Origin of the sequence: Diaphorobacter sp. JS3051 (assembly GCF_015832135.1) — a bacterium.
Taxonomy (GTDB): Bacteria; Pseudomonadota; Gammaproteobacteria; order Burkholderiales; family Burkholderiaceae_C; genus Diaphorobacter; species Diaphorobacter nitroreducens.
The window spans coordinates 2,848,460-2,870,765 of record NZ_CP065406.1 but is presented as its reverse complement, the minus strand read 5'-3'; the positions used below and the strand labels follow the sequence as shown (position 1 = coordinate 2,870,765).

Sequence of the window (22,306 nt, the reverse complement as noted above, 5' to 3'; positions counted from 1 at the left end):
CGAGGAGAAAGAGACGGGATTCTGCCAGCCGCTACTGGCCTGCGCATGGCCCCTTTGACGCGTAAAGCTCGGTCAGGGGGAAGATGCGAATTCATCACTTCGCAGCGTGCTTCGCAAGGACATCTTGCAACCCTGCTGCGCTACCTGCCACCACATCCCACGCCCAACTGCCCAGGCCGCCTTGCGCATTCACTGCCTGCACCCATTGATCCAGTGCCTGTCGTTTAGCTTGGTCTTGGGGTGAGTCTTCGCCCTTGATCTCCAGCACCAGGGTCTTGCCTGATGTGAATCGCACCAAGAAGTCAGGGATGTACTTGCGCTTGGTGCCGTTCCACAAATACAGGATGTGAAAACCCAGGTGGTCGTTCTTTACCCAGGCGGCCACATCCGGGTGCGTTTCGGCCACATTGGCAGCGTATTTTTCCCAGCCACTGTCCACCACGATGTGACTGATCTGGCTGCGCTGCGTGGGCTCGGCTACGCGCGTGGTGTACCAGGTGCGCATGTCGCGCGTGCTGCCCACCGGACGCTCGCCATCAAACACTGCCTCCAGCCGCAAGGTGTTTTGCTCGATCACATAGGCCATCAGATGCTGCACGATGGCATCCATGTGCATGGAGAACAAAATCCGCTGGCGCAGCGGGTCTTGATGAAACAGCGACGGAATGTCGATCTTGCCCGACGCCAGAAACGTCTCCACCAGCCGCACCAACTGAAACAGCAAGTATTCCCGTTGCCCTTTGAACTGGTCTTGCAACTGCTCAAATGCCTTCTGCGCCGCCTTGAACACCAGTCGCTGTAGCCGAAACTCCTCGGGCAGTTTCTCCAGGTCGATGGTGGTGATCTGGCTCCAGTCGGCTGCGCCGCCCAGCGCGGGGGCAATGTCCGCGTGCAGTGCCACTTTGGCCGGGTCAATCGTCAGCGTCGGCACCTTGCTCCACTCCACGACCAGCTGTGGACGCACCACCTGGTCCACCCGCAGGATGTTGGGCCATTTGATCTCATGCACTTGCCGCTCGGGCAGGGCCTTGATTTGCACGCTGGGCTTGGGCGGTGGCGGCGGGGGCCCATCACCACCGGGTGGCATAGCCACCGACAGCGGCACGCCAAACACGTTCACAAATTCCGGCGCATACAGGCCCGTGGTGGGGTCGATGTCGTAGGCCACGCGGCGCAGGCCCCGGCCAATCACCTGCTCACACAGCAGCTGACTGGTGAAGGCGCGTAGCCCCATGATGTGCGTCACCGTCTTGGCGTCCCAGCCCTCCGACAGCATGGCCACCGACACCACGTTCTGCAGGTCTTGCCCCAGCTGGCCAGGTTTGCCCACCGTGTCCACCAGCTCGCGCAGCACTTCTTCTTTTTTGGTGCTGCTGGCCAGCCAACGCTCTTTGCTCTGCGGCTCAATCCGCGCGGCCTGCACGATGCTGCGCAGGCGCGCGTCATAGTCTTTGTCGGCGCTGGCCGCTTCGCCCACTTCGGCTTTTTCCAGCACTTTGGAATCCACCCGCAGCGTGCGCTGGGCATCGTGCAGCTCGGCCCACTGCGCATGGCCCTTGGTGAAATAGTGCTCCACCCGTGCTGCGGTTTCGGTGCGGTTGCATACCGTCAGCATCACTGGGGGCGAGAGGTGCCCCTGCGCCGCCCAGTCGGCCGCCGTGGCACGCCAGTCGGCCCCCAGCAGCGTGTAGGCCTGCTGCACCAGCGCGGGCAGGGGTTCGTGGGCTTCGGCCTTGCGGTTCAGGTCTTCGGCCACATCGGGCTCGCGGTACAGGTGGTAGAGCTTGGGGCGCAGCGTTTGCGCATTGGGCAGAGCATCGTCACGCACCACCACGCGCGGCGTTTTCACCAGCCCGGCCTCGATGGCATCGTTCAGGCCAAAGTCCGACACCACCCAGCTGAACAGGCCCGCCTCGGTGTTGCTGCGCCCCGTGGGCGCAAAGGGCGTGGCCGACAGGTCGTAGCAGCGCGCAATGCGCCGGGTTTTGTGGATGCGGTCCAGCCCCTCCACCCAGCGGGTGGCCTCGTCCAGGTCAATGCCCAGCGCCTCGGCCTCGGCCTTGCTCACCTTGATGTCGGCGGGCTTGCGGTAGGCATGGTGCGCCTCGTCGTTGATGACCACCAGGTTCTTGGCGTTGGCCAGCGGGCCCAGCACGCGGCGGGTGTAAGCCTCGTCGCTCTCTTTGCCCTTTTTCACCACCGAGCGCTCTTGCTCTTTCAGTGGCATCAGGGTGTGCCAGTTTTCGATCAGGATGCTGGCCCGGTTGAGCTTTTGCCGCAGCGCCTCGGAAGGGCACAGCTCAAACTGGTCGTAGTAGTTCTGCTCGTGCCCCGGCATCAACACCTGTAGGCGCGACTTCACCGTCAGGCCCGGCGCCACCAGAAAAATGGCGCTGGAATACTTGCGCGGCGACTTGGGGTAGGTCAACGCGTTCAGCACCTGCCAGGTGATGACCATAGCCATCACCGTAGTCTTGCCGCTGCCCGTGGCCATCTTGTTGCACAACCGTTCAAACGCGCCGCCGTCGCCCTCGATGAAGATGCCCTGCCGATATTCAGGCAGCGCCTCCAGGTGCCAGATCAGCGTTTCTATGGCTTCGAGCTGGCAAAAGTAGAACGGGTACTGGCGACGCGACACCTTGTCTGCATCCCACCAGTGCTGCAGCAGCGCCAGCGTCACCGCCGTGGTGCCCGGCCAGCCATCGGCGCGCCACTGGCGCACCCGGTCGCGGATGGTGTCCACCAGCGGGATGGCCACCTGCCGCCGCGTGTTCTCGCGCGTGTCGATGATCTCGTAGCCCGCCGGGCGGCGCACTGGCTCGCGCCTCAGTGTGCGGTCGGGGTTCTCGGCCCAGTGCTGCTGCGGCTCGGTGAAGGCTGAGTTGATGATGAGGGAGGTGGGTGAGGTCAAGGCGCTTCACTTCAAAAAGGTTTGCAGGCGATCAAAAGTGCGCGCCAGGCTGGGGGCGTGCGCCATGGCGGCGTCCACATTCCAGCGCTCATGGACAAATTGGCGCATGCGCTCGTTGTACAGCGGCCCAATCGAAACCGCACTGCCTTGCGCTGGCACCAGTTCTGCTACCAGCCGTTTGTTGCGGCTGCGCCGTACCAGATTGATCAGTTCTTGCTTGGGGTCGGCCAAGGACTCGGGCGCAGGAGAAATTTTGTTGACCGGTATGCCCGCAAAGCTTGCAAACCCCTCCTGATCGGCCAGCACCCAAGCCTCTGCCTCACGCACTGCCACCCGAAACAGCATGGACCGAGGCAAAGTGGCAACCCCCCACTGTTCGCGCAACTGCGGGGCGCACGGCGTCTGATCCAGATCCACCAGGACGACGTGGGGCAAAGCGCGGCTGGCGTTCAGGTACTTGGACACCGATTTGCGCATATTGCCCACCCCGCGCGCCACCAGAGGCCGCAGCACCGTATAGCCGCGCCCGGTATGCGCAAGCACCTTCTCCATCAGGACCAGGCTCAAAACGTCTTCCACCACCAGGGCGATGTCCAGCGGTTGGGCCATGGCTAAAAAATGGAAAGCTGTTCAATCTGGCTTGGCGGGGCCTTGCGAACCATGGCCTCGGCCACGTTGTAGCCCGCCGCAACCAACTCCAGCTCCTGGGCTGTGGCAGGCACAACGCGTGTGCCTTCGGCCGAAGGCTCCAGCCGCAGCACATCGCGCGGGTCCACGCTGCTGTGCTCCAGCAGGGCCTCGCTGTGGGTGGTCACAAACACCTGGCGGCGGTGCTTTGCCCGGCGCTGCATCTGCCACAGCAAGGGCGGAATCTGCCGAACAATCGACTCGTTCAGCGACAACTCCGGCTCCTCCAGCAGCAGCAAAGAGTCGCCATCGAGCAGGCTCCACATGATGCCCAGCAGGCGCAGCGTGCCATCAGAGAACTGGTCTTCACGCTGCCAGCCCGCATCGGGCCGCCAATGCTCGTAGAGCGCTTCCAGGTGGGGCGTGCCCGTGGCGTTGTCGCGGCTGAATTTCAGGTCGCGCATATTGGGCACACAGGCCCGCAGGGCCGATTCGATTTTTTTCAGACGTGCATCGCGGGTGCGGTCCGGGGTTTTGGCAATGCGCTCCAGAAACGACTGGCCAAAAGGGTCACCTTCCAGCAAGACGCTGGCGCCCAGCTCCGCATGTTTGAGCAATTGCGGCACCAGATGCAGATAAGTCAGTGCGCCAAAAAACTGCGCAATGTCCCGAAAATCCTTGTTCGCGTTGACCTGCTCCAGGCTGGTTTCCGTCAAACGCTCACGGTCTGCCTGGTCTTCCGGGTTGTGGGGCCGGTCGAGCAGCACGGCGCCCGTGCGCAAGTCTTCCACCCGCTCCTTGCTTACCACCACCCGCTGCTTGCCTTTGCCCTCGCTGCGAAAGGCCAGGCAGTAGCGCCAGATGGCCGGGGTATCTATTTTTTCTGCCAGATCGACCTCGATCAGCACCTCCGGGTTGCTGCGCGCCAGCAGGCAGCGCACCTTGGTCATGCCGCCGCGCATTTCCACGGCGCGCTGCAGCCCCCCACCCTTGGGTTTGGCCACATCGCGCAAAAACCGGAACACATCCAGCAGGTTGGACTTGCCCGAGGCGTTCGGCCCAATCACGAACACCCGGTCGCGCAAATCCACCTCGATTTTTTTGAAGTTGCGCCAGTTTTGCAGTTGGAGTCTTGAAATCAGCACTGCGCTCTCCTTATGCCTGGGTTGCCGAAGCATCCAGCCGCATCACCTTCAGCGACTCAATGCCCCGGTCGTCCACAATTTTCACGGCCACCGTGCGGTTGTCACCGGCAGCAAACGGCAGCGACACGGTGCCGGTGAAGGCTTGCAGCAACTCTGTATCCAGCTCGGCGCGGATGTCCTTTTTCAGCTTCATCCAGCCCTCGTCCTTGCCCGCCATCGGGAAGAACACCTGGTGCGGGAACAGGCTGCGCCCGTCGTAGTCGGTATCGAGCTGCCACGCGGCAATCTTGCCCTTGCCGCCCGACACCAGTTCGCCCTTGGCCGTGTCGAAATAGTCAAAGCCGTTCACCTCCACCTGCCACAGGCCATCGGGCAGTTGCGTCAGCAGCACATCGGGCTGGCCCATGAGCCAGAAGCTCTGGTTGCTGCTGCGGGCTTTTTTCAGGTCTTCGGTCAGCAGGTCGGTGTTCATCTGCGCCTTCAGTGCGGTGATGCCTTTGAGCGCGTCGATGTCCTTGGCCGCCTCGGGGTCGAAGGCGAAGGCGCAGAACACGATCATCTTGGGGCGGGGGAACAGTTCGCCCGCCTCGTTCAACGCGCGCTCCACCTGGCGCTGCTCCAGCGCGCCGTGCTCGGGGCCAAAGCTCACTACCACGCGCTCGCCGGTGTCCAGGCTGCCGCTGGCGTGCACGCTGGTGGTGCCGGGCAACACCTCCAGTTCGGCAAAGCGCAGCATCTGCCCACCCTTGCCGCGGATGCCGGTTTTCAGCAGCTCATCGCGCCAGGTGTGCTGGCGGCTGGTGTGGCCGCTGCGCGCCAGGCTGTTATCAGCAAAATCGGCCTCTAGCCCTTGCCCAGCAAGCGCGGGCAGCTCCTCTAGTGATAGCACGGTAGGGAAGGGCACGGCCTCTACCGTGAACGGGCCGCACACGCGCAGCTTGGTCTTGTCACGCTCGGGTTGGTCGTACAGGGTTTCGCTTTCAGCGTTGGCGGCAATGCTGCGGTCCATCTCGGCCTGCATTTTTTGCCGGGCGGTATGGAAAGCGGTCAGCGGCGCTTGCAGTTCTGCTGCCCAGTCGGCGGGCAGGTCGAACGGCACCTCCCATTCCTGCAAATCCTGCCCCTGCAGGCCCAGCACCAGCTTCTGGCCTTTGCGTGCGCCCTCGGTCACCGGGTAAGGCGTGGCCGGTGCATGCGTCTTGAGCGCCGCATTCAGCGCCGCCAGCGCCGATGCGATGGCCGGGTGCATGCGCTCATAAATCGCGTCGATCTCGGCATTGTTGGCAATGCTTTTGAGCGTGACGTGCGGCACCGTCTTGTAGATGAAGCCGCCGCGCAGCCCCTCATGCGGGTAGCGCAGCGCAAAGTAGTCAAAGCTGGCCGTCATCAGCCGCTGCTTGGCCAGCGTGATGGCCACACGCGAGGTGTCGCAGGTAATCCAGCGGCGGCCCCATTTTTCTGCGACATAGGCGGTGGTGCCGGAACCGCAGGTGGGGTCCAGAACCAGATCGCCGGGGTCGGTGGTCATGAGCATGCAGCGTTCCACCGCTAATGGATGCGTTTGTACGACGTACGCTTTCTTATCGGAAAAACCAGACGTAACCGTGTCATCCCAGAGGTTATTGACTGGAAAAACAGGGAAGTCATCAATAAAGCGAACATAACTAAGCGTATTGCCAAGCGCGATAAGTCGCCCAGAGGCAGAGAGTCTTGTTAGGCCCCCGCTATCCGTTTTGAATGTTCCTTTACCTGGTGAAAATGTTCCGCCTCGGAATGAAAATTCAGTTACGTCGTCGCCTTGTGCTGGTCGTTGGCTGGCCGTGTTGTCCTGTCGAAAAACTCGACATTCCATGCCCGCAGGAACTCCCTTGACTCCATAGTTTTTTCGGCTGCCATCAGGCAGTTGAGCCCACGTATATTGGGTTCCACCATCTTCACCGGCTATCTTCTCTAAATAGAGCTGACGATATTTCGTCTGGGTTTTATTCCTTGCGTACCAAACCAGCATGTCATAAACACTGGCAAGACCGAGAGTTGCAGCGCTGGTAGTTTTCTTGTATGCGATGAGGCCAAGGAAGTTGTCCGAACCAAAAACCTCATCCATCAATTCCCGCACATGATGCAAGTTTTCATCCGAAATCTGCACAAAAACGCTACCCGAATCACTCAATAACTCGCGCGCCAATAACAGCCGGTCGCGCAAATACGTCAAATACGAGTGAATGCCCAGCTCCCAGGTGTCGCGGAAGGCTTTGATCATTTCGGGCTCTTGCGTTAAATCCGCATCGGCCCGGTCTTTCACGTCGCGCTTGCCCACAAAGGGCTGGAAGTTGCTGCCGTACTTAATCCCATAAGGCGGGTCGATGTAAATCATCTGCACCTGCCCGGCCATGCCTTCCTTGTGCAGCAGGCTGTTCATCACCAGCAGGCTGTCGCCCGCCACCAGCCGGTTGGCCCAGCCCCGGTCATGCTTGTAGAAATCCAGCGCCGCGCGCAGGGGCACGCTTTCAAACGGCGCTTCAAACAGCCCTGGCTGAAAAAAGTTTGGGTGTTTTTGGCCTCTAGCGCCCGTCCCCCCTGCGCTAGCAGCTACTGAATTGCTAGCGTTTTGGCGCTTACCGACGCTGCTCAGAATGCTCATGGCGTCGATGCGCTCGTGTACGTGCAGGCTCACGGTGTCCACTTCAAAGCTGGTGCGCTCCGCTTTGCCTGTCCATTGCAGGTAGGGCGCACCCATGCGCCGCAAGGTTTGCAACGCATGGCGCATGGCAGCGGGGTCGTTACCGGCCAAGGCATCGGCAATCAGCGCGTCGGCCTGGGCGCGGGCGCTGTCAAATTGCAGCGCAGGGTCTAGGTGCGGGTCGTAGGCCCAGCGGGTTTTGGGTTGCTCGGGGTCGCTTTCGGCGTTCACCAGGCCCACTTCGGGGTTGTTCTTGCGCCGGTCGGGGTGGCGGTAGGCCAGCACCTGGGTGTCGCCGTTGTCAGGCTGCTTGAGGCTGGGTTTGGCTTTGGGTGCTTTGGGCTGCTTGTCGGCGGCTGCAGGGGCGGGTGCGGTAGGGGCATCGAGCGCAAAGTCTGGCCGTTGCGCGCCGGTGGCCCGGGCGGTGGCGCCGCCGCGCCCTTTGCCTTTGACGGCCAGGCCGGCAGCCACCAGCGCTTCGCGTGCGGTTTTGAAGTCTGCTTCCGTGGGGAGGGGCTGGTGCCCGGCGGCCTGGGCGGCGGCCAGAAACTGCTCCAGCAGCGTGATATTGCCCACGGTGGTGTGGTCTGCTGGCAGCAGGTTGAGCAGCAGCGTTTGAAGCTGTTGTTGTTCGTTGGTCATTTGCTCCGTCCCCTCTGTGCTCGATAAGGGGGGAGTTATAGCAGGGCATTGCGCCGGATTTCATTGGCATGGCCAGTAGGGCCTGTTCACACTATTTTTGCCAGTGCGAAGACCATGGAAACGGCGCCCATCTAGGCGCGTGACGACGCCAAGGCCGGGGCCTTGGCTAGTGTAGTGTTGCATTCTGTTTGGAACTTAATCGGCTATTGGCGCGGATGACCTTTTGCAGGATGTCGCGAGCGTTCTTGGTCCAGATGAACGGCTTGGGGTTGGTGTTGTGATGCGCGATGTACTCATCGATGGCCGAGACGAGTTCGGGCACGCTGGTGAACACCCCGCGGCGTAGCCGGTTCTCGGAGATGTCGCGAAAGAAGCGCTCGACCATGTTCAGCCACGATGCCGAGGTCGGCGTGAAGTGCATGTTGAATCTGGGGTGCTTGGCCAGCCACTCCTGCACAGCTGGATGCTTGTGCGTGGCGTAGTTGTCGGCGATCAGATGCAGCGTCTTGTCCTTGGGCGTCTCCCGATTGATTTGACGCAGGAACTTCAGCCACTCGATGTGGGTGTGGCGCTGCTGGCACTGGCCGATGACCTGACCGTTGAGCACGTTGAGCGCAGCGAACAAGGTGGTTGTGCCGTTGCGCTTGTAGTCGTGCGTCATGGTGGCCGCGCGCCCCTTCTTGAGCGGCAGCCCGGGCTGCGTTCGGTCCAGCGCCTGCACCTGGCTCTTTTCGTCGCAGCACAGCACCAGCGCATGCTCGGGCGGCGACATGTAAAGCCCCACGATGTCTTCGAGCTTTTGCACGAACTGCGGATCGCGCGAGACCTTGAAGCCGCGCACGATGTGAGGCTTGAGACCGTGGGCCTGCCAATGGCGCATCACGGTGCTGGCGCTGACGCCCAACTCAGCGGCCATCGTGCGCGTGCTCCAGTGCGTGGCCGCCTCGGGCTTGGTCTGTGTGGTTAGCTTCACAAGCTTGGCCACATCCACCTTCACCGGCGGTGCGCCGCGCGGCAAGTCGCGCTCGATACCTTGCAGCCCCAATTGCAGGTAGCGTTCACGCCAGCGCGCCACCTGCACGCGCCCAATGCCAAGCTGCTCGGCAATATCCTTGTTTTGCAGCCCCTGCGCGGCCAGCAGCACGATCTGGGCGCGCTGGGCCAATCTGACGCTGGTGCGCTTGGAGCGCGCCAGCCGGCTCAGCTCGCTTTCCTCTTCATCCGTCAACACAATCGTCGGGGCAACTCGCAATTTTTCACTCCAATGCAAACCGTAGTAGAGCATTGGAGCGTGGTTGCTCAATTAAGTTTCATTAAGAATCAAACACTACACTAGAAACGCAACAACGAGGGGCGCCGTTTCCATGGCCTTCCCTTCGGGTTGCAACCCAAAGCGCCATCCGCGTCGTTGCCAAGCCTCGCTGGGGCCGCACCCCAGCCTCGTTTGGCGCCTAGCGCCTGGCGCTTTGGATTGCAACGCATCTGGCAAAAATAGTGTGAACAGGCCCTAGTGTGGTGTCTCAAAAGTAATCATCAAATAATGGTACTCGCTGCCCGCGCCACAGATGCCAAGATGGTGTCCGCACTTTTATGCCACACGAACGGCTTGGGATCCTCGTTGTGACGATCAATGTATTCCCGTATGGATTGCTCCAGCTGAGCAACGCTGGTGTGGGCGCTGCGCTTGATCCACTGCTCGCTGATCTGGCTAAAGAAACGCTCGACCAGATTGAGCCAGGACGCTGAGGTGGGCGTGAAGTGAACGTGGTAGCGAGGATGGGCTGCTAGCCAGGCCCGCACTGCCTGCGTCTTGTGCGTGCCGTAGTTGTCCATGATCAGGTGGATGTCTTGTTCGCCAGGCACCGCTGCATCGATGGCTTTGAGGAACTGCAGGAATTCCACACTGCGGTGACGGCGCTTGAGCTGTCCTATGACTTTGCCAGTGGCCACATCCAGCGCTGCAAACAGCGACGTTGTGCCATGGCGCTTGTAATCGTGCGTGCGCGTGCTGGGTTTGCCAAACGTCAGTGGTAACCCTGGTTGGGTGCGATCCAGAGCCTGGATCTGGCTCTTCTCGTCCACGCACAGCACCAAGGCGCGATCGGGTGGTGCCATATACAGCCCCACCACATCCCGTACCTTGTCCACGAAATGGGGATCCGTCGATAGCTTGAAGGTTTCTTGCAGGTGCGGCTTCAGCCCAAAGGCATGCCAGATGCGCTGCACCGTCGCGGGCGATACGCCAGCGTGCCGACTCATCTGGCGCACGCTCCAGTGCGTGGCGTTGTCAGGCTTGCTCTGGCGAACCTTGTCCACAATGAGCTGAACCTGCTCGTCGCCCACACTGCGCGGGCGGCCAGCGCGCGGGGCATCGGTCAAACCCGCCAGACGATACGCCCGGTAGCGCCGCCGCCACTTGGAGACAGTTTGCACCGTCGTGCCCAAGCGTTGGGCAATCATGGTGCCCGACTCCCCATCTGCGCAGCCCAGCACGATTCGCATGCGCAGCTTCTCGTCCTCGGGCGCTTTGCGTACGCGCAGTCGCGCATGCAGCTCTGCGCGCTCGGCATCGGTGATCTGCAGCTTCGTGGCGGGGCGTCCAGGGTGGGCCATCAGCGTAGTCTCCTATAAGGAAGCTGATTCGACCAACACCGGTCAAAATAGTTCTATCTATTTTTGAGACACCACACTAGGAAGCGGTGCTTCAGTCCGCCGCCGGCAGGCACAGGCGCAGCCGCGCCCCGCCCAGCGGCGAGGCCAGCGCCTGCACGCTGCCGCCATAGGTCTGCGCCAGCGCGCGCACGATGTCCAGCCCCAGGCCCGAGCCGGGGCGCTGCTCGTCCAACTGCACGCCGCGCTCGAACATGCGGTCGCGCAGCGCTTCGGGAATGCCGGGGCCGTCGTCGTCCACGGTGAAGCACAGCAGATCGCCCTCGCGCCGCACATCCACCACCACGCGCGTGCGCGCCCACTTGCCGGCGTTGTCGATGAGGTTGCCCAGCAGTTCGTACAGATCCTGCTCCTCGCCGCGAAAGGCGCCATCCTGCGCCTTTGGCGCCAGCTCGAACGCCAACTGCCGGTCGGCATGCAGGCGCTGCATGGTGCGCAGCAGGGCCTGCAGCGGCGCCAGCACCGGCGTGCGCAGCCCCGTGGCGCGCACGGCGGCGGCGGCACGGGCGCGGGCGAGGTGGTAGTCCACCTGGCGGCGCGCGCTGGCCACCTGCTCGGTCACCAACTGCGCCAGCGGCGTGCTCTCTTGTGCCGCGGCATTCGCCAGGATGGACAGCGGCGTGTGCACCGCATGCGCCAGGTTGCCAGCCTGGGTGCGCGCGCGCTGCACCATGTCGGCGTTCTCGGCCAGCACATGGTTGAACTCATTGACCAGCGGCTGCAGCTCCTGCGGGAAGCACCCTTCCAGCCGCGCGGCGCGCCCGCCGCGCACGGTGGCCAGCTGCTCGCGCAGCAGTTGCAGCGGGCGCAGTGCCAGCTGCAACTGCACCGCCACGGCGATGGCCAGGCCCAGCGCCAGCAGGCCCAGTGCGATCAGCAGCAGGTGGGTGAAACGCTGCAGCGGCTCGGCCAGCAGGGCCGTGTCGCCCGCCACGACCAGGCGCAGCGGCGGGGCGTCGTCCTCGGGCAGCTGCAGAGTGCGTGCCACGGACAGCAGCGCATGGCCCTGCGCATCGTGCAGCTGCAGCACGCGGTAGCCACGCGCAGGGTAGTCGCCCGGCACGGGCGGCAGCGCCAGCACCTGGTCCCACAGCGAGCGCGAGCGCGCCACGGCGGCCTGCGGCGCCGCGCCCACCTGGTCCACCTGCCAATACAGGCCCGACAGCGGCTGCGCCAGCCGCGCATCACCGGCCAGCGGCGCCACGGCCGTGCCGCCCTGCGGGGTCCATTCCACCGAGGCGCTGAGCTGGTCGAGCTGCACCACCAGTTGCGCCTGTAGCTGCTGGGTGATGTGGTCTTGGAACAAGGTGCGCAGCGCCCAGCCCGCGAGCGCGACGCTGAGCAGCATCCACGCCAGCGTGCCCGCCAGCAGGCGCAGGCGCAGAGAGCCGCCCACCCTCATGCCGTGGCGCCGGCCTCGGCCAGGCGGTAGCCCAGGCCGCGCACGGTTTCGATGCTGCCCGGCGGCAGCTTCTTGCGCAGGCGGCCCACGAAGACCTCGATGGTGTTGGAGTCACGATCACTGTCGTGCGGGTAGATGTGCTCAGACAGCTCGGTGCGCGACAGCACCTGCCCCTTGCGCTGCATCAGGAACGAGAGCAGTTTGAACTCGTGGCTGGTGAGCGTGAGCGGCTGGCCGTCCACCAGCACGCGCGCCTGGCGCGTGTCCAGCCAGATCGGGCCGCACTGCCACTGCGCGCTGGCGTGCTCCCCCAGACGGCGCAGCAGCGCACGCAGGCGCGCGAGCAGCTCCTCCATGTGGAAGGGCTTGGCGAGGTAATCGTCTGCGCCCGCGTCCATGCCCGCCACTTTCTCATGCCAGGCGGCGCGCGCGGTAAGGATCAGCACCGGCATGTTGCGCCCCGCGGCGCGCCAGCGGCGCAGCACCGACAGGCCGTCCAGCACGGGCAGGCCCAGGTCCAGCACCACGGCGTCAAAGTCTTCCACCTCGCCCAGGTAGTGGGCCTGCGCGCCGTCGCTGGCGGCTTCCACCGTGTGGCCCGCCGCGGCGATCGCCTGCACCAGTTGGTCCCGCAGCGTAGGTTCATCTTCCACGACGAGGATGCGCATCAATGTTCCTTGCGTTTGATCTGCAGCACACGTCCATCGACCGCGTCGATCTTCAGCTTGGCCATGCGGCCGTCCTGCTGCAGCAGGCGAATCTCGTAGATGAAGCGACCGTCATCATGCTCGAACTCCACCTTGAGCACCTGGCCCTGGTACTCGCGCTCGACCTTCTCGAGCACGGTACGCAGCGGCAGCACCTGGCCGCGCTCCAGGGCCTGGCGCGCCAGGTCATGGTCGCCATGGCCGCGCTCGGCGGCCTGCGCGGCAGTGCCCGCGGTGGCGGCGGCCACCGCAAGGGCCATCAGGACGAAGGGGCGGCGCAATGCGTTCATGGGCGTTTTTTATACGTGCACGGCGATGAATGTCGCATGAACGCGGCCTTCAGCACGAGTTCATCGTGGCTTTTCCAGAATCGTTGCCAAGCCGCTCGCCACACACCCGGCGGGCCACTTGCTCAACGCACAAGAAGGAAACGCCATGCGCATCAAGATCGTCCTGGGAGGCTGGCTGCTGGCCATCACCCTGGCCTGGCTCGCGGTACTGCCGCCCGAGCTGGGCGTGTCCCCCCTTGTGGATGCACAGGGGGCGGCCACTGGCTGGTGGCAGCTGCGCCAACAGGCGCTGTATCTCTCGGGTCTGTGGAGCATCGGCCTGATGGCACTGGCCATGGTGCTGGCGCTGCGCCTGCCCTGGCTGGAGCGCCCGCTGGGCGGCATGGACCAGGTCTACCGCCTGCACAAGTGGGCGGGCATCAGTGCGGCGCTGACGGCCATCCTGCACTGGGGCGCCGATGAATCCAGCGACTGGATCAAGGGCCTGTGGGGCCGCGCCGGCCGGCCGGCACGCGACGCCGTTCTGCCCTGGCTCACCGACGCCCGGGGCTTTGCCAAGGACCTGGGCGAGATGGCTTTTTACCTGCTGCTGGCCATGGTGGCCATCACGCTGCTGACCCGGCTGCTGGCCTACAAGCCGTGGCGCTTCCTGCACCGCGCCATGCCGCTGGTGTTTCTGGCGCTCACGCTGCATACCGTGGCGCTGATGCCGCTGACCTTCTGGACGCTCCCGCTGGGCCTGCTGATGGGCACGTTGCTGGCGCTGGGCAGCCTGGCCGCCGTGTGGTCGCTGGCCGGCTGGATCGGCCGCGCACGCAGCCACGCCGGCCACATCCATGCGGTGCGCACGCTGGGCGATGGCGGCGCGGCGGCGCCCGTTGAGGTGATCTGCGCCCTGCCGGCAAGCTGGCCGGGCCACCGCGCGGGGCAGTTCGCCTTCGTGCGCTTTGATGCGTCGGAAGGCGCGCACCCCTTCACCATCGCCAGCGCACCGGGCAGCCTGGGCACCAATGCGCAGGGCGAGCAGTTGCTGCGTCTGGTCATCAAGCCACTGGGCGACTACACCCGCACCCTGGGCCGACGCCTGCAGGCCGGGCAGCGCGTGGACATCGAAGGCCCCTACGGCCGCTTCGACGGCCGGGGCCGCCACCGCCGCCAACAGGTGTGGGTGGCGGGTGGCGTGGGCATCACGCCTTTCCTGGCGCTGCTGGAAGCCCGGCAGCCGGGCGCCACGCAGGCGCCCTCCAAACTGCAGCCGGTGCAGATGCACTACTGCACCCGCGACGCCGCCACCGATCCGCTGCTGCCGCGCCTGCGCACGCTGTGCGCGCAGGCCCAACCACCGGTCACGCTCACGGTGCACGGCGACGCCCAGGGCCAGCGCCTCAGGCCCCAGGACCTGCAAGCCACCCCCGGCCCGCTGGACATCTGGTTCTGCGGCCCCCAGGGTCTGGGCGATGCGCTGCACGCGCACGCCAGCGGCCCCCGCCCGTGGCGCGTGCACCGCGAGTCCTTTGCCATGCGTTGATCCACCGAAAGGAGCTTTCCATGAAACACCCGACCCCGTTGCTGGCCCTGTGCCTGGCCCTGGCAGCAGCCCCTGCGCTGGCGGACGATGACTGCGAGGCCCCCGTGCAGCACTGGCAGTCACGCGACGCCGTGATGCGGCACGCGGCCGCTCAGGGCTGGCAGGTGCAGCGCCTCAAGATCGATGACGGCTGCTACGAAGTGCGCGGCCGCGACGCCCAGGGCCGTGCCTTCAAGGCCAAGCTGGACCCCCAGACGCTGCGCGTGGTGAAGATGAAACTGCGCGATGACAGCCATGAACCTGAGCGCGAACGCCGGCGCGAGCGCGATCGCACCCCGTCCCGCGATGCGGCTCCCGCCCAGGACACTGCGGCACCCCTGACGGCGCCGGCCCAAAACCCCGTACTGACGCCCGGCACCACGCCACGCAGCCAGATCGAATGACCCTTTGAATCATCCACACGCTCTTACCGGAGAACCTCCATGTCCAGCACCAAACCCCTGCTGACCACCGTGGCCGCCGCCTGCGCGCTGACCCTGCCCGCATTGGCACACAGCCGCGAGGTCACGCTCTCGACCACCCTCAAGAACTACGGAGGCGACGGCGCCTACCTCGCCGTCTACCTCACCGACGCCAAGGGCGCCTACGCGGGCACGCTGTGGGTGGCCGGCGGCAAGGCCAAGTACTACAAGCACTTGGCCGACTGGAACCGCCTGTCCGCCAAGGACGGCAAGCGCCTGCAGGGCGTGACCGGCGCCAGCGTGGGCGCGGGCCGCACGCTCAAGGTGACGGCCGACCTGGCCGACGCGCTGCTCGACGCGGGCTACGAGATCCGCATCGACGCTGCCGCCGAGGACATGCGCGACAGCCCGTCGGAGATCCGCGTGCCCCTGTCCACCGCCCAGGCCGGCAAGCCGCAGGCGGGCAAGCAGTACATCCAGTCGTTCACCTACCAACTGAAATAAGCGAGGGAATAAGCGAGGGGACATCCATGGTTTGGCGGCAGATCCACCGCTGGTTGGGCCTGATGGCCGGCGCGCTCGCGCTGGTGCTGGGCATTACGGGCACGCTGTTGGCCCTCGACCCGCTGCGCAACGCCTGGCAGGCGGCTTCCCCGGCGCAGGACCTGCCCGTGGCCACCTTGGTGCAGCGCATACAGGCCAGCGTGCCCGGCGCGGAGGAAATCCGCCACCTGCCCTCGGGCGGCATCGTGGTACACGCCTTCGACAACGGCCAGGCCCAGGCCCTGCGTGTGGACCCCGCGGACGGCCGCGTGCTGGGTGGCTACGAGCCCTCGCTGCTGCCACGCTGGGTGAAGAACTTGCACCGCTCCCTGCTGCTGGGCGACGCCGGGCGCATGACCGCGGCCGTAGTGGCGCTCGCCATGCTGGCGCTCTCGGTCTCGGGGCTGGTGCTGCTGCTGCGCCGCATGGGCGGATGGCGGCAACTGGCCGGCCCGGTGCGCGGCACGCTGGCGCAGCGCCTGCACGTGCTGGCGGGGCGGGTCATCCTGTTGGTGTTGGCGGTGTCCGCCGCTGCTGCCCTGGTCATGAGCGCCGCCACCTTCGGCCTGCTGCCGCTGGATGCCGTGGCAGAGCCCGACGTGGCCTCCATACAGGGCAGCCAGGCCGCCCTGCGCGCCGACCAATTGCCCCTGCTGCAGGAGCTGCGCGTTCAGGACCTGCGCAAGCTGAATCTGCCGGCGGCCGACGATCCGCAAGACACCTGGCGCGTGACCACCGCGCAGGGCCAGGGCTGGGTAGACCGCTACAGTGGCCAGACCCTGGCCTGGCAGGACGCCACGGCGGCGCAGCGCGTACACGACTGGGCGTTACTGCTGCACACCGGCGAAGGCGCGTGGGTCTGGGCGCTGGTGCTGGGCGCCATGGGAGCCAGCATCCCGCTGTTCTGGACCACGGGCGTGGTGTTGTGGTGGCAGGCCCGTCGCAGCCGCCCCCGCATGGCCAACAACAGCCCGCTCGCGCAAGCCGACAGCCTGGTCTTCGTGGCCAGCGAAGGCGGCACCACCTGGGGCTTTGCCCAGGCCCTGCATGCCGCACTGGTCGCCACAGGCCAGCGCGTGCACACCACGGCACTGGAGCACTGGCGCGTGCCACCGACCGCACGCCAGGTCTATGTGCTGGCGGCCACTTATGGCGACGGCCAGCCGCCGGCCCATGCGGCGCGCGCGCTGGACGCCATCACGCGCCAGCCCGTCACGGGAGCGCAAGTCACGGTACTGGGCTTTGGCGACCGGCAGTTCCCCGCCTTCTGCGCGTATGCCGAGGCGCTGGAGCAGGCGCTGTGCGCGCAGGGCTGGCCCACGCTGCTGCCGCTGGAGCGCATCCACCAACAGTCCGCGCAGGAGTTCGCACGCTGGGGACGGGCCTTGTCGCAAGCACTGGGTCTGCCCCTGCAGATCGACTACCAGCCGCGCCTGCCGCGCACGGTGGCACTGACGCTCGCCGCGCGGCAAGACTTTCCGGGCGGCGCGGGCGAACCCGCGGCCATCCTGCGCTTTGCCCTGCCCGCCCGCGGCCTGCCCCGCTTCGCCGCGGGCGACCTGATCGGCATCGTCGCGCCCGGCCAGGCCGTGCCGCGCTACTACTCGCTGGCCAGCGGCACGCGCGACGGCTTCGTGGAAATCTGCGTGCGCCGCATGCCCGGCGGCGTGTGTTCCAGCCACCTGCATGCGCTGCAGGCGGGCGACAGTGTGCAGGCGTTCATCCGCTCCAACCCGGGCTTCGTGCTGCCCGCCGGCCGCGCGCCGGTACTGCTGATCGGCGCGGGAACGGGCGTGGCGCCACTGGCAGGCTTCATACGCGACAACACGCGCCACCGCCCCATGCACCTGTACTACGGCGCGCGCCATCCCGAACGGGACTTCTACTTCGGCACCGAGCTCCCGTCCTGGCAGGCCGACGGCCGCCTGGCCGGGCTGCACACCACGTTCTCCCGTACACCGGGCGGTGGCTATGTGCAGGAAATCCTGCGCCGCGATGCCACGCAGGTGCTTGCACTGATCGCGCAGGGTGCCCTCGTGCGTGTGTGCGGCAGCCGCGCCATGGCCCAGGGCGTGGCACAGGTGCTGGATGCGCTGCTGGGCCCGCAGGGCCAGAGCCTGGCGCAACTGAAAGAGCAGGGACGCTATGCCGAAGACCTGTTCTGACCCGCGGCGGCTGGCGCTGCATGGCCCCACCATGGGCACGCGCTGGTCGGTTACCTGCGATGCGGCGCCGGACACCGATGTGCAGGCGCTGCAAACCGCGCTGGCCGCCGCCGTGCAACAGGTGGATGCGCAGATGTCGCCCTGGCTGCCGGGCAGCGATCTCAACCGCTTGAACCACGCCCCCGTGGGGGCCTGGGTCACGCTGCCCGCTGAAATCCTGGAAGTATTGGTCTGCGCGCTGGACATCTGCCGCCTGAGTGCGGGCGCCTTCGACCCGGCCGCGGGTGCGCTGGTCGATGCCTGGGGCTTTGGAGCGGTGCGCGACGCTCCCGACGCCGAGGCGATCCGCACAGCCACCAGCGCGGCACCTGTCGCGCGCATCCCCACGTACGAGGCGCTGGAGCTGGACAGCGGCATGCTGCGCGCCCGCAAGCACGCACCCGTGCACCTGGACCTGTGCGGGATCGCCAAGGGCTACGCCGTGGACCGCATGGCCGACGTACTGCGGCAGAACGGCGTGCCGCACGCCCTGGTGGCGCTGGACGGCGAGCTGCGCGCCGTGGGCGGCCAGGCCGATGGCCAACCCTGGGCCGTCGCGGTGGAAAGCCCCGAAACCGGCCGCCGCGCCGTGCACAGCGTGGTCGAACTGCAGGACCTGGCTGTGGCGACCTCGGGTGACTACCGGCACTATCTCCAGGTAGGCGACGCACGGCTGGCGCACACCATGGACACGCGCCGTGGCGCCCCCGTGCGCAACGAAGTCGCCTCTGTCACCGTGTTGGCGCGCCAGTGCATGCACGCCGACGCCTGGGCCACCGCGCTGCTGGTGGCCGGCCCTGGCGAAGGGCTGGCGCTGGCCCAGCGCATGGGGCTGGAGGTGCTGTGGATGCTGAGGCGCGGCAACGGACTGGTCACGCTGGGGCTGGGCCGGTTCGGCTCGGGCGCACCGGCGAGCGGGGTATGAACGGCAGGTGAATCCAGCGTTCAGCACTGATTCACCGCCTCCCGCGCAGACTGCAGGCACAGTCACTTTCGGCTGCAATCACCGGGCACAAAGGAGTTCATCATGCGCACCACCTTCTCTCTCGCCGCGATCGGAATGCTGGTGGCCGCCCTCGGCGCCCCCGCATTTGCCGGGGACCGCGACCACCAGGACCGCCGCCACCCGCGTGAGCGCGCCATGGTCACGCGCTGCAACGACAACGCAGGCCAGGGCATGCAGACCATCCCCAACAATGCAAGCGCCCAGGAGCGCGCCCACGGGTGGCAGTATTTTTCGGACCCTGCCGCCTGCCGCGCCGTCGTCATCAGCCCCCAGGGCGACTACTACTTCAGCCGCGGCAGGGGCCTGCGCTGGGTGGCCGCGGCGCAGACGGAGGTCTGACGGGACGAGGCAAGGAGCTGGAACCCACGGGGCCGCTTATGCGCCGCCGGGCTCCACGCCTTTCCACGCCGCAGCCTGCAGGCTTTCGGGCAATTCATGCGCCAGCGCCTGGTGCTCGCGCTCATGGTGATGCTCCAGGACATGCCGCAGCGCATGCGCCGCATCCAGCAGCCCCAGCACCGCAGCGCGGCGGGCCTGCTCGCCCTGCGGCGGCTGCTGCGCCATTGCCCGCACCTTCAGCAGGTACTCGTCGGCCAGCAGCGCGATACGGTCGTGCTCCACCAGGTACACCCGCGCGGCCCAGCGGGCACCCGGCGGCACATGGGGCAGTAGCCGCGTATTTTCGATCTCGATGTGCTGGGCCAGGTCGGCGCGCCAGCGCTGCAAGCGCTGCAGCGCGCTATCGAAATCCCCACCCACGACATCCAGCAGATGGGCGTGCAGCTGCGCCTCCAGGCGCTCATGCTGATGTTCAAAAAACGGAGGGGAACTGCTCACTTGCATAGATCAGGAATGGCGCAAAGACCGGCGCTGGGGTTATACACCGCGGCCTCGCGCGCCGGCGACGGCGTGAACGACGCCCCCGCGCTCAAGGCCGCCGACGTGGGCATCGCCATGGGCGAGCGCGGCACCGATGTGGCGCGCGAGGCCGCGGCCCTGGTGCTGCTGCAAGACAGTTTTGCACACATCGTCGCCGCCATCCGCCAGGGGCGGCGCATTGACGACAACGTGCGCAAGGCCACACGCTTCGTCTTCGCCGTGCACGTGCCCATCGTCGCGCTAGCGCTGGTGCCTACCCTGCTGCACTGGCCCGCGCTGCTACTGCCGGTGCACATCGTGCTGCTGGAGCTGCTCATCGACCCGGCCTGCTCCGTCGTCTTCGAGGCCGAGCCCGAGCAGGCCGACACCATGCAGCGCCCCGCCCGCCCGGTGCAGGACTCGCCCTTTGCCCTGCGTGCGCTGCTGTGGCCCCTGGCGCAGGGCCTGGGCGTGGCCGCGCTGCTGCTGGCGGCGCAAGCCTGGCTGCATGCCCAGGGCTGGGAGGCCGCCCAGGGCCGCGCCGTGGTGCTGGGGACGCTGCTGGTGTGCGTGCTGCTGCTCATCCAGGCGCAGCGTGACCCGACGCGGCCGCTGCTGGTGCTTCAGCCGCGCGCCAACCGCTGGCTGCCGCCCATGGCGGCGGCCGTGGGGCTGCTGCTGGCGGCGCTCCTGGGCATTCCGGCGCTGCGCGACCTGATGGGTCTAGCCCCCGCGGGCCTCGCCGCCTGGGGCGCCGGCGCAGCGGTGCTGGTCTTGAGCGTGGTCTGGCTGGAAGGGCTGCGGCGGATCGCCCGCCGCAAAGAGAACGCCCGCTGAGGCGCGCGTGCGCAAAGCAACCGTGGCTCAGCGCTCCGTGCTTTGCCTACCAGCGCACCGCCAGCCCCGCCGCATGGCCGCGCGTGAAGGCTTCTTCGAACACCGAGTAGCCCGACCAGTCGGCGTGCGCGAACAGCAGGCGCTGCGTGCCCGGCGTGGGCGGCACGGGAACACGCTCTCCATTTAATAGCTGGTAGCGCTTGCCAGACAAGCGCGAGAGGCCGATTTGGCTCAAGAATGCCTGCGTGCCCGGTACGGGGATGGACATGGCATGGCCGTAGCGTGTGAGCTCCATGCGCGTGGCGCGCTCGGGCAGGTCCGGGTGGGGCACGGACAGGGCCGCCAGGATGGCGCTGCGCCAGTGCGTCCAGGGTTGCTCTGCCAGCTGCTGGCGGGCGCCCGGCACGTCGCCCAGCGCCTGGTAGTAGGTGAGCACCGTGGGGCCGCTGGCGGCGGCGCGCGGGTCCAGGCGCTGGTGGCCGGCATGCACGTAACCCAGCCCGCCGGGCACGGGATCGGCATAGAGCACGTTGTCCCACGCGGGCGCGGCGCCCTCGCGGTCGGCCAGCGGCGCGCTCACATGGATATTGGCCACCAGCCAGGGCGCCCATTGCAGGCGGCTTGCGGCCTGGGTGAGGAAGTCCGGCGCGGGCTGCACCACGCGCGCGGCGACGTACACCGGCAGCGCCACGATGCAGCGGCGCGCCTGCCAGCGCTCGATGCTGTCGGTGGCATGCAGGTACACATCCACCTCCACGCCGCGGCGCGTCTCGGCGATGCGCAGCACGCTGGCGCCGGTGCGCAACTGACCGCCCTGCACCAGCGGCGCGGCCAGGCGCTGGGTGAGCCAGCCGTTGCCCTCGGGCCAGGTGAGCACGCCCTCGCGCTCATCGCCGGCATCGGCCTCCAGGCCCGGGGCATGGAAGCCGTGGCGGCTGGCGAAATAGTGGATGCCGGCCCAGGCCGAGACGCGCGCCGTGCCGGCGCCGTAATCGTCACGGCAGCAGTAGTCCAGGTACCAGCGCAGGTGGGCGTCATCCAGGCCCTGCTGCGCCAGCCACGCATCGAAAGTCATAGCATCCAGCGCTTGATGGGCGGACGCCAACGGCTTATTGGGCACCCAACTCTTGAGCACCGGCATGGTGAAGCGCACGCCGCGCGAAAGCGCGGCCACCTGCTCGGCAAAGCGCCGGTACTGCGCCAGCGTGGACTCCCCCACCCCGGCGACGGGCAGCAGGCCCTCCTGCCAGTGGCCCTGGAAGTAGAGGCGCTCCTGGGGGCTGTGGCTCAGGTGGCGTTCGTCATACCGCCAGCGGCCGGCCACGCGCTGGCGCAGGCCCAGCTCCTCCAGCAGGTCCTGCACCTCGCGCGCATGCTCGCCGGGCACGGGCAGGTAGTGCGCGCCCAGCGGGCAGGCAATGCCGTTCACGCTGCCGGCGCGGCTGTTGCCGCCGGGCTGGTCCTCCATCTCCAGGCACTGGAAATCATCCACACCCGCCAGGCGCAGCGCACGCGCGGCCGCCAGCCCGGCCACCCCGCCACCCGCGATCACCACCTGGGTGCGGCGCACGATGTCGGGCGTGTAGGGCGCGCCCTCGGCCAGCCGGTCGCGCAGCGCATGGCCGCGCGCCATGTCGATGCCGGTGTAACCGCCCAGCACGTCGGCCGGCGCAGGCTTGTCGCAGCCGGACAGGCCGAGCCCCGCGGCCAGGGCGGCGCCGGCCTGCAGCAACTGGCGCCGGCGGGGAGAGAAAGGAGTGTGGGCGGGGTGGGACATGGGCCGCCCACTGTACGG

At 66.7% G+C, this 22,306-nt stretch carries 18 protein-coding genes; 7 read left to right on the top strand and 11 right to left on the bottom strand.

What is annotated here, in order from left to right:
* Nucleotides 1-94: 94 nt before the first annotated feature.
* The 9 genes from I3K84_RS13715 to I3K84_RS13675 form a co-directional block, all read right to left on the bottom strand.
* The gene (locus tag I3K84_RS13715; protein WP_011807158.1) at nt 95-2,911 is read right to left on the bottom strand and encodes a BPTD_3080 family restriction endonuclease; all 2,817 of its coding nucleotides are present in this window, start codon (nt 2,909-2,911) and stop codon (nt 95-97) included.
* A gap of 6 nt (nt 2,912-2,917) precedes the next feature.
* On the bottom strand, nt 2,918-3,520 hold the full coding sequence (locus I3K84_RS13710) for a DUF4276 family protein (protein ID WP_011807159.1): 603 nt from the start codon (nt 3,518-3,520) through the stop codon (nt 2,918-2,920).
* Nucleotides 3,521-3,522: 2 nt separating this feature from the next.
* Nucleotides 3,523-4,683: an AAA family ATPase gene (locus I3K84_RS13705; protein ID WP_041836131.1), complete on the bottom strand. Its 1,161-nt coding sequence runs from the start codon at nt 4,681-4,683 to the stop codon at nt 3,523-3,525.
* Nucleotides 4,684-4,693: 10 nt separating this feature from the next.
* Nucleotides 4,694-8,005, bottom strand: coding sequence for a site-specific DNA-methyltransferase (locus tag I3K84_RS13700; RefSeq protein ID WP_196994768.1), 3,312 nt, complete (start codon nt 8,003-8,005; stop codon nt 4,694-4,696).
* 166 nt (nt 8,006-8,171) lie between these two features.
* Nucleotides 8,172-9,290: an IS630 family transposase gene (locus I3K84_RS13695; RefSeq protein ID WP_231403305.1), complete on the bottom strand. Its 1,119-nt coding sequence runs from the start codon at nt 9,288-9,290 to the stop codon at nt 8,172-8,174.
* 248 nt (nt 9,291-9,538) lie between these two features.
* Entirely contained in the window at nt 9,539-10,618 is a 1,080-nt protein-coding gene (locus tag I3K84_RS13690) for an IS630 family transposase (protein ID WP_005801445.1), read from the bottom strand.
* A gap of 91 nt (nt 10,619-10,709) precedes the next feature.
* Nucleotides 10,710-12,077: a sensor histidine kinase gene (locus I3K84_RS13685; RefSeq protein WP_196994767.1), complete on the bottom strand. Its 1,368-nt coding sequence runs from the start codon at nt 12,075-12,077 to the stop codon at nt 10,710-10,712.
* Nucleotides 12,074-12,745, bottom strand: a complete 672-nt coding sequence (locus I3K84_RS13680; protein WP_196994766.1) for a response regulator transcription factor — start codon at nt 12,743-12,745, stop codon at nt 12,074-12,076. The genes I3K84_RS13685 and I3K84_RS13680 overlap by 4 nt, the downstream gene beginning before the upstream one ends.
* Nucleotides 12,745-13,074, bottom strand: coding sequence for a PepSY domain-containing protein (locus I3K84_RS13675; RefSeq protein ID WP_011807164.1), 330 nt, complete (start codon nt 13,072-13,074; stop codon nt 12,745-12,747). The genes I3K84_RS13680 and I3K84_RS13675 overlap by 1 nt, the downstream gene beginning before the upstream one ends.
* Before the next feature lie 145 nt (nt 13,075-13,219).
* Between I3K84_RS13675 and I3K84_RS13670 the strand changes: the two genes are divergently transcribed.
* From I3K84_RS13670 to I3K84_RS13645, 6 genes are all read left to right on the top strand, one after another.
* Complete coding sequence (locus I3K84_RS13670; RefSeq protein ID WP_196994765.1) at nt 13,220-14,602, top strand: ferric reductase-like transmembrane domain-containing protein; 1,383 nt, start codon at nt 13,220-13,222, stop codon at nt 14,600-14,602.
* Between the two features lie 20 nt (nt 14,603-14,622).
* Entirely contained in the window at nt 14,623-15,045 is a 423-nt protein-coding gene (locus I3K84_RS13665) for a PepSY domain-containing protein (protein WP_103737009.1), read from the top strand.
* Nucleotides 15,046-15,084: 39 nt separating this feature from the next.
* A complete protein-coding gene (locus I3K84_RS13660; RefSeq protein WP_047349248.1) occupies nt 15,085-15,567 on the top strand; it encodes a DUF2271 domain-containing protein in 483 nt (160 codons plus the stop codon).
* A 26-nt stretch (nt 15,568-15,593) separates the two neighbouring features.
* Nucleotides 15,594-17,771, top strand: a complete 2,178-nt coding sequence (locus I3K84_RS13655; protein ID WP_196994764.1) for a PepSY domain-containing protein — start codon at nt 15,594-15,596, stop codon at nt 17,769-17,771.
* Nucleotides 17,752-18,735 carry an FAD:protein FMN transferase gene (locus I3K84_RS13650; RefSeq protein ID WP_196994763.1) on the top strand — a complete coding sequence of 328 codons (984 nt, stop codon included), beginning with the start codon at nt 17,752-17,754 and terminating at the stop codon, nt 18,733-18,735. The genes I3K84_RS13655 and I3K84_RS13650 overlap by 20 nt, the downstream gene beginning before the upstream one ends.
* 102 nt (nt 18,736-18,837) lie before the next feature.
* A complete protein-coding gene (locus tag I3K84_RS13645; protein WP_011807170.1) occupies nt 18,838-19,155 on the top strand; it encodes a hypothetical protein in 318 nt (105 codons plus the stop codon).
* Nucleotides 19,156-19,191: 36 nt separating this feature from the next.
* Here I3K84_RS13645 and I3K84_RS13640 read toward each other — a convergent pair whose 3' ends face one another.
* Nucleotides 19,192-19,659, bottom strand: a complete 468-nt coding sequence (locus I3K84_RS13640; RefSeq protein WP_103737006.1) for a hypothetical protein — start codon at nt 19,657-19,659, stop codon at nt 19,192-19,194.
* 9 nt (nt 19,660-19,668) lie between these two features.
* Here I3K84_RS13640 and I3K84_RS13635 point away from each other — a divergent pair, with 9 nt between their 5' ends.
* Complete coding sequence (locus I3K84_RS13635) at nt 19,669-20,511, top strand: cation-translocating P-type ATPase (RefSeq protein ID WP_304511168.1); 843 nt, start codon at nt 19,669-19,671, stop codon at nt 20,509-20,511.
* Nucleotides 20,512-20,557: 46 nt separating this feature from the next.
* On the opposite strand, the gene I3K84_RS13630 is transcribed toward I3K84_RS13635, so the two are convergent.
* Nucleotides 20,558-22,288, bottom strand: coding sequence for an FAD-dependent oxidoreductase (locus I3K84_RS13630; protein WP_231403330.1), 1,731 nt, complete (start codon nt 22,286-22,288; stop codon nt 20,558-20,560).
* Nucleotides 22,289-22,306: the final 18 nt, after the last annotated feature.